Source organism: Amycolatopsis nalaikhensis, assembly GCF_030264295.1.
Classification (GTDB): Bacteria; Actinomycetota; Actinomycetes; order Mycobacteriales; family Pseudonocardiaceae; genus Amycolatopsis; species Amycolatopsis nalaikhensis.
In genome coordinates, this window is record NZ_CP127173.1 from 5,795,779 (window position 1) to 5,806,686 (window position 10,908).

The 10,908-nt window shown below is 69.4% G+C and carries 10 protein-coding genes; 1 reads left to right on the top strand and 9 read right to left on the bottom strand.

Going from position 1 to position 10,908, the window contains the following annotated elements; all coding sequences use genetic code 11:
* Position 1: 1 nt before the first annotated feature.
* From QP939_RS28445 to QP939_RS28470, 6 genes are all read right to left on the bottom strand, one after another.
* Complete coding sequence (locus QP939_RS28445; RefSeq protein ID WP_285449278.1) at positions 2–616, bottom strand: hypothetical protein; 615 nt, start codon at positions 614–616, stop codon at positions 2–4.
* 180 nt (positions 617–796) lie between these two features.
* On the bottom strand, positions 797–1,558 hold the full coding sequence (locus QP939_RS28450) for a GP88 family protein (protein WP_285449279.1): 762 nt from the start codon (positions 1,556–1,558) through the stop codon (positions 797–799).
* A 108-nt stretch (positions 1,559–1,666) separates the two neighbouring features.
* Positions 1,667–2,407, bottom strand: coding sequence for a PP2C family serine/threonine-protein phosphatase (locus tag QP939_RS28455; protein WP_285449280.1), 741 nt, complete (start codon positions 2,405–2,407; stop codon positions 1,667–1,669).
* Positions 2,408–2,429: 22 nt separating this feature from the next.
* Positions 2,430–2,771, bottom strand: a complete 342-nt coding sequence (locus QP939_RS28460; RefSeq protein ID WP_285449281.1) for a response regulator transcription factor — start codon at positions 2,769–2,771, stop codon at positions 2,430–2,432.
* Positions 2,772–3,171: 400 nt separating this feature from the next.
* The gene (locus QP939_RS28465) at positions 3,172–4,176 is read right to left on the bottom strand and encodes a DUF932 domain-containing protein (RefSeq protein WP_285449282.1); all 1,005 of its coding nucleotides are present in this window, start codon (positions 4,174–4,176) and stop codon (positions 3,172–3,174) included.
* A 1,286-nt stretch (positions 4,177–5,462) separates the two neighbouring features.
* Positions 5,463–5,651, bottom strand: coding sequence for a BTAD domain-containing putative transcriptional regulator (locus QP939_RS28470; protein WP_285449283.1), 189 nt, complete (start codon positions 5,649–5,651; stop codon positions 5,463–5,465).
* A 306-nt stretch (positions 5,652–5,957) separates the two neighbouring features.
* Here QP939_RS28470 and QP939_RS28475 point away from each other — a divergent pair, with 306 nt between their 5' ends.
* Positions 5,958–6,530: a hypothetical protein gene (locus QP939_RS28475; protein WP_285449284.1), complete on the top strand. Its 573-nt coding sequence runs from the start codon at positions 5,958–5,960 to the stop codon at positions 6,528–6,530.
* A 162-nt stretch (positions 6,531–6,692) separates the two neighbouring features.
* Here the strand turns inward: QP939_RS28475 and QP939_RS28480 are convergent, their stop codons facing one another.
* The 3 genes from QP939_RS28480 to QP939_RS28490 form a co-directional block, all read right to left on the bottom strand.
* The gene (locus QP939_RS28480; RefSeq protein WP_285449285.1) at positions 6,693–7,691 is read right to left on the bottom strand and encodes a DUF4192 family protein; all 999 of its coding nucleotides are present in this window, start codon (positions 7,689–7,691) and stop codon (positions 6,693–6,695) included.
* A 169-nt stretch (positions 7,692–7,860) separates the two neighbouring features.
* Positions 7,861–8,835, bottom strand: a complete 975-nt coding sequence (gene dprA / locus QP939_RS28485) for a DNA-processing protein DprA (RefSeq protein WP_285449286.1) — start codon at positions 8,833–8,835, stop codon at positions 7,861–7,863.
* A 41-nt stretch (positions 8,836–8,876) separates the two neighbouring features.
* Positions 8,877–9,275, bottom strand: a complete 399-nt coding sequence (locus QP939_RS28490; protein ID WP_285449287.1) for a DUF7715 family protein — start codon at positions 9,273–9,275, stop codon at positions 8,877–8,879.
* Positions 9,276–10,908: the final 1,633 nt, after the last annotated feature.

The window sequence follows — 10,908 nt, forward strand, 5'->3', positions numbered from 1 at the left end:
GTCAGCGGCAGCTGTCGGGCGTGGCGTGGTCGGCGGCGGCGCGTTCACCGACGAGCGCGGCCACGGCGAGCGCGTTCTCGACGGTGGCGTCGATGCTGAACCGCACCCGCCGCTGACGGCTACGCCAGAACGGCTGCAGCACCTGCGCGGTCGCGAACAGCGGCTGACCGTAGGCCCCGACCGACACGGTGTTCGCCCCGGCCACCGGGGTGGTGCCGAACCCCGCCCCGACCGCGGCGAGAACACTGGAAAGGTCGGCAGCGTCGCACGCCCGCCGATGCGCCAGATCCCGGGCTGCAGCGATCAGCTCGACCACGTCCGGGATCAGCCGCCGGGCCAGGTCCTTGCCGACCGCGGCGGCGGGCCGGGCCCGCGCCACGGTCACCGACGGCCGGACCATTCCGGTGGGCTGATGAGGCCTGAGCTCGGAGTCCAGCCAGGCTTCCAGCACCAGGCGAGTCCGTTCCGCGCGGTAGGAGACGGTCACGCTGATCCACCCGCCGTCGGGGCCGATGAGCGCGGCGTCCTCACCGACACGGCGGGACGTGACGGCGCGCCACGGCTCGCCGAGAACCTCCGCGACCGCACGCAGATACTGCATCAACTCGTCCGACATCTCCAGAGTCCTTCCGATCGCAAGGTGCGCCGATCCGGTTGCCGGGGCCGTGGTCCCGGCGGTTCGGCATCCCGGATGGGCACGTCGTGGAGCCGGTGACAGCGCGGACCGGGGCCACGGCGGCGTCGCAGCTGACCCGCACTGCTGAGCAGCAGGCGGCCGCCGTGGTCCCGGTCCGCGCTACCGTGGGTCTCCGGACGCGCCCGGCCGGGTATCGCCGGTGGCTGCGGCCGACCGGGTGCTGGTGCCGCGGGCGGCGCGGGCGGCATCGACGCCGGCCTGCCAGCGGCTCCACCGGCGCCCGGCTTGACGGGCCTTGAAGCGCGCGATGTTGTTCGCCGAGATCCCGACCGGTGCCGGTCCGAGCACGGCCAGCAAGTCGGAGTCCTCTTGCGAGTGCCAGCCCGCAGCGGCGATCGACTGATCGTCGGGAAAGACGTCGGCGACCCGGTCCACGGTCGGGTCCAATGTGGAGTCTTGAGTGCCGCCGTAGGAGTAGACCCACCAGAAGTTCCGTGGCGGGTTCGGCTCGACCAGTTCCCGGAACGCCGCGACTTCCTTGGTGTAGGCGTAGAACCGTGTGCGCTGACGGGCACGCATGATCTCCAGCCACGCCGTGAGGTAGGCGCGCGAGTAGAAGTCGCCGCTGTCGTGGATCCGTACCCACGCGTCGATGAACCGCTTGCGCGACAGCTCAGCCAGCATCGCGTGCTGCCAGCCGGGCAGGTCGTCCATGGTCCAGCGCAGGTTGTCCTGGTGGCGTGCTTTCACCTGGGGGAAGAGGTAGGTGCCGTTGCGGGCGTAGCAGGCCTGCGCGCATACTCCGGCTGAAGGGCACGCGTTGTAGTTGCGGCCGTCTGGTAATTTCCCGGCGAAGGCGGGCAGGGACCAGTTCCAGATTCCCAGTTTTTTCAGTTCGCGGTTCTGTCGCAGCAGCGTCATTGTGACCACCGTCCTCATGCCACTCGATGCATGGGGAGGCCACACCAAGATCCGGTTGCCTCCACCGTACACCGGCTCTTCGCTGGAAGCCGTGACCGGCGTTGTCGGTCAGGTGGGGTTGATGACCAGTGCAGTGCCGCTGTCGGGGCGCTGCCACGCCTGTGCCGCACGGGTGACGAGGAGTCGGGCGCAGTCGTCGGGATCGGGAGTGGTCAGGACGGTGTCGGCGATCTGGTGGTAGGTCAGGGTTGTGTGGATTCCGTCGGTGAGGATGATCAGGCGGCATTGCAGGCTGATGTGGGCTGTGGCGGGTCGGTGATGCCGGAGGATAGACGCGGTGGGCATCAGCTTCAGCCCCTTGAGGTCGTGCGCGGGAAACTCGGCGCGAAGATCGTTGCTGGGGTATGTGGCGCGCGGGAGCGCATGGTCGTTGGTGAGCTGGACGAGTTGATCGTCGATGACGCCGTAGGCGCGGCAGTGACCGACCCACGCGATCGACCAGCCGCCGTGACTGCTGTCGAAGCGCCCGACGATCAGGCAGGCATCTCCTGCCTCGTGGGCGATGTTCTCTTCGCGTGCGGCCTGCACCCCTTTCAGCACGCTGTCGTGGGCTGCGGTCTCGGCCGCGGCGTGGGCGGTGACGTAGGCGATGCACTGGGAGATGTGCGAGTCGATCACGCCGTCTGTGACTGCCCAGCCGAATCGACCGTCGTGATCGCGTGTGGACACCGCGAGCCCGTCGGTGTTGAAACGCTGGGATGACACGCTGAACGAACCGGAATGCACGGTCGGGTTTCCTTTCTGACGATGCCAAATACTGCTGTGACCAGAGGGCGTCGGAGTGATCAACGAAGAGTCCTAGGAGCGCGGATTAGCGCCGTGACAAGGGGGAACCCGCCTGTGCCGCAGAGACGTCCGTGCGGCGCGGGCGCGTCGGAGCGGGTCCGCGCCGCGGCGGCAGGGACGTTGCCGGCACGGGTTGCGTGCGGGGCAGGTGTGGGAGCGGGCAAGTGAGGATGCCGGTGTTGTAGGCGTTGGCGACGGCGTGAGCGCGGTTGCGGGCCTTCAGTTTGACGAGGATGTTCTTCATGTGGGTGCGGATCGTCTCGGGTGAGCGGTGCTGCTTGAACCCGATCTGGATGGTGTTCAGTCCCGACGCGACGTCGTTGAGGATTCCTCGCTCGATGGTGGTGAGAGTGGATGAACGGGGCACGATCGGGCCTCCAGGGTTCATTGCGGAGGCGACAGTGGGGCTGGTCGGGCAGCGCGGCGCGTGCGTAGCCCGACCAGCCCAGAACCGGGGCTCGGCGTGCCCGAGGGAAGGCGCGCCGAACTCGGGGATTCCCGGTTCATTCAGGTGGCCTCGCGCAGGATGGGTGTGCGGACGCCGAGGGACATCCAGGTCCCGCGGGGCACCGGTCAAGGCCGCGTTCTACGGCCGATGGGTCGACGTGCCCGGGTGGGCCTTGACCGGTGTCGCAGGGGCTTGGTCGCGTGATCGCGGCCGCGCATCCGGCCCGCGCGGTCATGCGTGCTCGGGCCTGACGCCGTCAGTCGCGGTCTCGCGATCGGCGGTCGAGGCGACCAAGGCGTCGGCGGCGGCCGGCAGCGGCTCAGACGGCGGCGAGGACTCGGTGCAGGGTCGCGGTGGCGGAGCGGTCGTGCTTGGCCAGCTCGCCTTTCAAGACGCGGGTCATGTTGCGTTCGGCGCGGGTGGCACCGCGGATGGCGGCCTCGTGGTGCAGGTGGGTGTTGACGGCTTGAATCACGCCCCAGCCGGTGTTCTTCCACGGGCTGACGCGGTTGTCGCTGGTCCACAGCCGGGTGAGGGCGGAGCGTTGGTTGGCGGCGTTGGTGCGTGCGCGGCCGGGCTCGTCGGGGATCGGGGTGTGGGCGTCGAGGAATGCGCGCCAGGCGCGGTCGGTGACGGTGGTCTGGCACAGCTTCTTGACTTCGGCCGCGAATTCGTCGGCGATGGTGTGCACGATCTGCAGGGCGTCGCGGGCGCTGAGGAGTTGTAGATTGCTGTTGCGTCGATGAGTGATGGCGTGGTCTTGGCCGTCTTCGCGCAGTCCGATGTTCATGGTGTTGTCGCAGACGACGTTGGTGACCACGCGCTTGTAGCGGGTTTTGAGGCTGGCGTCGTGGCTGGAGCAGGCGAGCAGGTTGGGTCGGAACTCGACGCCTTCGGGGGTGGTGATGTTGTCGGGGACTTCGACGCTGACCCAGGCCTGCTTGCGGTTGCGCAGCAGCCCGGCCGAGCCGATGGCGAGGCCGTCGTCGAGCAGGGCGGCGACGTTGTCCAACAGCCAGGTGCTGTACTGGTGGATGCCGTATTCGTCGGTGTGGATGGCGAGGATGTCGCCGTTGTCGGACGCGGTGACGCCGAGGTGGTGCCCGGCGGGGCGGAGCCCGAAGCGGTCTTCGACGAAGACCCGCGCCGGTTCGGCGGTCCAGTCGAACAGGCGCCGCTTGACTTCGGTGACGGGGATCGGGCCGGGATAGTGGTTCGGTTCGATGCCTTGGTCTTCGGCGCGGTAGTGCCAGGCGTGGCCGCGTTTGTCGGTGAATCCGACGAGGACGTTGGTGTTGAGCCATTTGCTGGTTTCCTTCGACACGAGGTCGCCCCTTTTCGGTGTGGTGCGGTGCGGGCCTGCCGGGGTGGCGGGCTCGCGGGTGAACGGGCTGCCGCTCACCAGGCCATGCGCCGGCGGTGCACGGGCCGGGCACCGCGTGCCGCGGATGCCTGGGCGGGTGGTGGTGCACCGCCGGCGCGGGCCTGGTCCACTGCGTCCGGTCACTCCGCAGCCGCCGAAGGCCCGGCATACCGGGAACCGATCGCCCGATCGGCTCCGCTGCTTCCGGCGGGTTGCGTTGACCAATGCCGGGGACGTCACCCGGCTCGACGTCGCGACGGTGCGGGACCGCCCACCTCGAGGTGGAGTCGGCGATCCTGTGGGCGTTCGCCGAGGCGAGCAGGCCAAGACCGCGGTCGAGGCCAGGTCGATGAATGCCGCGGGCGGAAGCAAGCCGGTGTGCAGGTTGCGCGAGGGCAGCGAATCAGTACGGCCGTGGTGGCGGCGTTTGAGGATTGCCGCATTGCCGTGGGTGTCCCGGAAGTCTTGTTCGAGCTGGGCGCACCAGGTGAACCGGTCGGGGAGAACGTCGCGTGGGCGGCGTCAGTGGGCCCGGCCGCCGCGCACGCACAGACCTGCACGGCTGGTCTGGCTCAATGCTATGCGACACAGTCGTGGCGACTCCAGTTCGGCGTCCCGGTATTTATGCCAGCAGGTTCTCTATTGCGAGGCCGGTGTCGCGCAGGTAATCGATCGCGGCATGGTGGTTGCGTCGACGCGTTAATGGTGACAAACGACGACTGGTAGCCCGTAGTTGCCCCATACGAGGAGAATGGCTTGGAGGGCGTGGCTGTCGTTAGTGCTTTTGGTGCTGCAGTTGACTGTGGTCGTAACGTCTTCGCCGTGGGCGCCGCTCGCGGGGAACGCAGGCTGAGCGTCGACGAGATTGGCGTCGGGGTCGACGATGCTGCCGCTGGCGCCACTCGGCATAGTCGAGTGGACCGTGAGTGTCAGTGAGCTGGCGCGGATCCGGCGGTGTTGCCGAAGTTGGTGAGGTTGCTCGCGCCGTCGCTGTCGTCGGATTCCCCGGACGCGCCGATGTTGCCCGTGACCGCGACAGAGTAGTCGACTGGCGGCGGCCCCTGGGACCCTTGACGAGCAGGATGACGCCCGGCGGCGATGCCAAGAGCAGCGGCGAGGACGCCGACGTACAGCGACGTTCGGTACCGGCGGGGTGATGGGCCGCGCGCTGCGGTTGTTCGGTCTCCGGCTCCGACATGGCATCGCTCATCGCGCAGCGCGGCCACGACATCGCGCTGGAGCACCCCCTACGCAACGTTGGACAGCGGCTCGCCCGACCATTCGGCGAGCGCCGCATCGAAGGCGGCGACGGCGTCGGCGTGGGCGCCGCGACTGGCCGTAGCCCAGCCCCGGGCGGCGGCCGAGCGGAACCGGGTCAGGTCGAGGGCGTCGTCGGGAACGAGGAGTCGGTAGCCGCCCTGTTCGGTCCGCAACACCTCGGCGGAGCCGAGCGCCCGGCGAAGCGGGAGACGTGGGTCTGGACGGCGGCGCGGGCGTTGCGTGGGCCGTCGGCATCCCAGAGCCATCGGGTCAGCTGGGCGACGCTGACGTGCTGGTGGGAGTGGGTCAGCAGCCCGGCGAGCGCCACGAGCGGTCTTTCGCCATCAGGGGTGAGAAGAACCCCGTCCACGCTTGCTTGCACCGGCCCCAGCAGCCGAAACCCCATCCCCATAGTGTGCATTACCGCGTGAAATTTCGAAAGCTGCCCGGCGTCGCCGCCTGGCGAGCCCACCGCAAGTCCGGTGACCTGGCCGGACACCGGACTGAAAGTGAACGGAAAGCGCCTGGGTGTCCGATGGAGGGGTGCGGCCGGGGCGATGTCCTCCGGCGCATTCGGCCATGTCGAAGTAGTGGGAAATGGGGAGAAAATGCGCAAAAATCTGTCGTCGGCCGGGCTGGGGGCCTTGGGGCTGTCCGTCTTTCTGGGGGTGACCCTGGCAACCGCGGGGACTGCCGCCGCCTCCGCTGCCTCGACGGGCACCTGGCGTCCCTACGGCAACACCAACCCGATCCTCTCCAGCGCGAGCCACTGGAACTGTACCCCGACTGTGGAGTCGCCGTCGGGGATCAAGTGGCAGGTCTGCGCGGTACGGACGGTGTCCGGGACCGGCGTGCAAGGCGCCGTGATCGTGCGCAACAACCGATCCACGTCCACCTCGATGGCGGCGACGGTGCGGTTGCAGGCCAGCGATCTGGACAGAACTTGGACCTGCGGCCGGTCGGGTGTCGCGGCGAACTCGTGGTCGGTCTGCTTCGGGAGCACCATCACCCAACTCGGGGGAGTGACCGTGACGGGCATCGCGTACCCGGCCTGACGGACTGACAGTCGGACGTGACCGGGACGGCGCACCGCCCAGTCACGTCCGGCTGCCGCCGCTGGTGAATTCCGTGGTGTACGAGGTGGCTATCTTGCGAGCCGCGGAGCGTGCAACGACACCCGGGAACTCCGCGGCCGACTGGCTTGCTGGGGGAGTGGGCTACCAGCGCTTCGCGCTGGCCCAGGGCATAGCGCCGACCCGTCCGGCGGTCTGGTCCAGCTGCTGCTCGATGACTTCGGCGCTGGCGTGGTGCTGGAACAGCAATCCGACGGTCGCGGCGCCCGGCGCTCGGTGGGCGTGGGCGAGGGAGCAGGCGGTGAGGTGGCGGTCGTCCCGGCGGATGGCGCTGGCCGCGATCAAGGTGGCCAGCCGAGCACGAGCCGCAGGGTCGGTGCTGCCGCGGTAGAGGGCCATCCACAGCTGCTCGACTCGCTGCGGGTCGAGGTCGTTCGGCGGCAGGAGCATCGGCCCGTAGACGGCGTTGTCGGCCAGCGCGGTCGTGATGGCGAAGGCCGCGGCGTCGTCGACGAATTCGCCGCGGCTGGCTTGGATAGTGGCGTGGGCGACGATTCGGCTGGCTTCGTCCCCGCGACCGACAAGGAACGGCACCATCCGGCGGGCAAAGCGGCCGAGGTTGGCCGGCAAGGTTTCGCCGGGTTCGGTGAAGGGCAGGCTCCAGGTCGGGGTCGGGGCGTCCCCGTCGAGGTGCAGCGGTGCGGCGAAGTCGAGGTCGGTGTGTGGGGCGATGACGGTGCCGAGGTGGGTGGGGCGGCGGTAATCGCGCCAGGGGGCGCCGGGCCGGGTGTGCGGGGCCCAGTAGCGGCCGACGATGGTGTGCCCGGCGGGGCCCAGGTCGGCCTCGAGCGCGGCGATCGCGGCCCGCAGCGGTAGCTCACTCCGGGTGCGGTTCTCGGCGAGCACGACGACGGCCAGGTCGGTGTCGCGGTTGGCGGGCAGTGCTGCTCGCACGTGCCCGGCGATCTCGGTGGTGGTCTTGCCCCGCACGAGGGTAATCGGGAAAGCAGCTCCGGACGGCGTGGTTTGCCGCCACGCAGATGTGCTGTGGGTGTGGGAGGGCAGTGCGATGACGTGCAGGGCGTCGGCGCAGGTGTCGGGCAGGGATCCGATCAGTTCCCCCGGGGTCAGGTACGTGGTCACGTATCGGCGCTCCTCGGCTCGGCCTCCCCGGTGTGTGGGCCGGGGGAGGCGGTGGCGGCCCACGAAAGGTGTGAGCCGCCACCGCCCTGAGCGCGCGTCCGACGGCGGCCTGTGACGTCGCGCGAGGTCACAGGGCCTGCGCGAGGTGCGGGCCGCCGTCGTGCGCGCGCTAGCTTCGGCTGGCCACATCCGCCGGGACGGCCGCCTCCGGTTCCGTGTTCGCCTCTTCCGGCTCGTCGATCACCGCGATGACGTCGTCGGCCGAGGTGACCAGGCGGGCGGTGCCGTCTTGGATCAACCGGTGGCACCCGGCGGACGCGGCGGAGGACACCGGACCTGGGATGGCGAGGACGGGCCGGCCCAGCTCGGCAGCGAGGCGCGCGGCGTGGCGGGCGCCGCTGCGCAGTCCGGCCTCTATCACGACCGTTGTACGGGAGATCGCGGCGAGAAGTCGGTGGCGTTGAAGAAACCGGTGACGCGCGGGTGGGACGCCGGGCGGGTACTCAGACACGACGGCGCCGGAAGTGGCGATCCGTTGGAGCAGGCCCACGTGTCCGGCCGGGTAGCCGCCGTCGATTCCGCACGGCAGGACGGCGACGGTGGCGGCCGGGCGATCGGTCGCCAGCGCGCCGCGGTGGGCGGCGCCGTCGATGCCGTAGGCGGCGCCGCTGAACACCGCGACTTCCCGGGACGCCAGGGCGTAGGCGAATTCGGCGGCGTGGTGTTCGCCGTAGCCGGTCGCGGCGCGTGCTCCCAGGATGGCGACCGAGCGCGCGGTTGCCAGCTCGTCCAGCCGTGGCTCGCCGTGGATCCACAGGCCCAGCGGTGGCCCGCCGAGGGTGTCGTCGGCGGCGGCCAGGGTGCTCAAGCCGCCGAAGACACCGGTCGGCCACTCGTCATCTTCGGGGATGACGAAGCGGGCGCCGAGCTGCGCGGCGGTGCGCAGGCTGGTGTCGGCGAGCTGCCAGCGCACGTGGCGACGGGACTCGGTGAGCACGTCGGACGGTGCGGAGCACTCGGCGATGCGGTGGGCGGCGTCGACGGGCCCGACCTGGGCGACGTAGCGGGCGAGGATCGGGTTGGTGGGTTCGGCGGCGTGCTGGAGGAACGCGCGGGCGCGCCGCGCGTCGGTGGAACCGGACATGAAGACTCCTTCGTGCGCGCTGCTGGGCAGGCGGTGGGCGGTCACGATTGGTCGGGGAAGCTCCGCACGCGGATCTCGCGGCCGCGGCGTTCGACGACGGTGCCCACCGGCCACATGGCGGCCAGCACCAGCAGGTCCACAGCGGCGTCGATGACACCGTTGCGCGTCTCGGCGTTGTCCTTCCAGCCGAGGGCGAGGAGTCCGGCGTGGAAACGGCCGATGTATTCCGCGGCGGTCATGTCGGTTTCGACGACCTCGGCTGTGGTCGAGGTCTGCCGGCTGGTGATGCCGACGAAGCTGCGGGCGCAGCCGCAGATGGGCGAGTCCGGGTCGGCGTGGCATTCGCCGGGAAGATCGACCAGTTCTGTACCGGGAATGGTGTTGGAGTCGTTGTCCCGTTCGCCTTGGGTGCGATGGGTGGAGACGAAATATTTCAACACGGGTTCCTCCTCGGTGGCCGTTGCCCCGGGTGGGCGGTGGACGCGGCCTTGGCCAGCGGGCCCCGTGGGTTCGGGGCAAGCCGGCCGGAGGGCGACGGCCGTGTCCCTCGTGGACTGTGGGCTTGCCCCGGACCGCGGGTTTGCTGCACTGCGCTGCAGCCACGCCCAGCCGTGGCGCCGCAGTGGGGAGGACGGCGTTGTCGAGTGCTGCGTTTCGCGCACACGATGACACTCAAAGTTATTGCCAGAAAATCCGCCACACTTGTGGCGAATTATTGGTTTCTGGGACACTCTGGTGTCAGAAGGTGATCCGCGGTGGTCCACAGGGAGCGACCACAGTGGACCCTTCTGGGGATCCGATCCGCTCTCAGCCCCCGGCGGTAGAAGGGTTCCCGGCTCGGGAGGGGGCACTGGGGAGGGCACCTCTCCCGAGCCGAAATACTCATGACCGACGCCTGGCCGGATTCGATCGCGGCCACGCCTCAGGCTGATGTGCTCAGACGGCCTGGACGCCGGTCGGGTTTCCTTGCGCGCGCTGATGAGCCGTTGCCCTCACGCTCGAATGAGCCTCCTGTTCAGGCGGCCGTGAGCGCGCCATCCATGACGGGAGTCTAGACATGACAGCGAATCTTCTGTGCGCGAAGCGGATCGCGGCGTCGCTGCTGACGTTCGGGGCGCTCGCGAGTGCGACGATGGCTACCGCGGCGCCGGTCGGGGCAGCGGAACTCTCATACGCTGCCGACGCGGTATCCGGCCCACTGGACGTCGGCGCGGTCGGCGAGGGCGAGGCCAACGCGGGCACGCCAGCGGTCGGGCCCGATGGAACCCTCGTCTGGTCGACGCCTACGTCGTCGCACGCTCGGCCAATGTCGGCCGCGACGGCGCAGGGCTGGATTGCGGTCATCGCTATTGCGGATGGGGCACGCATCCGGTCCCGGCCGGTGGACGGTCCGGTGCTCGGCACGATCGGCTACGGCGCCGGGTTCTGGGTGTCGTGCACGCGCGGGGCGTCCGACGGGCACGCGTGGGGCTGGTCCTACCGTGGCGGCACGTACGGCTGGGTGCGCGGTGACCTGTGGGAGGTTGAGCAGCACACTGGGCCTGGTGGGGGCGGGACACCGCGGGTTCCGCGGTGTCCATGAGGTTCCTGACGCATCGACCTCATTGAGTTAGCGCACGGGCGCGAGTTGGGCTCGGCCGGTGTGCATCCTCGGCCGGGCCTGCGCTCCTGCTGATTGTGCGGCGTGCTGGCAATGTGGGATCCGTTCTTTGTCGGCGTTGTCGGCCGATCTGCTGGCGTCGACTGTGGACGGGAAGGATGTTGAGGTCCGGGTGCCGGGTGTGCCAGGCGTGGGCGCGTGAGCAGCGAACGGTGGCAGGCGTGGTGGAAGGCTATGTCGTGGAGGTACCCGAGGAAGATCCTCTGACTGCGTCAAGGGCGAAGACGTGCGTCGGGTGGCAGTGATTGCCGCAATGCCTGCGGAGGCGATTTCTTCGGTGTGCGACGTGTGCATGGAAGTTTCCGAGATGCAGAGGTTGAGTGAGTCACGCGGCCGTTTTGACCACCTTGATCGCCTCATCGGGTGATTTGTGTCGTGTTGGGTTGCGCCGAGTTGTGCGTCCGCCACGGCGG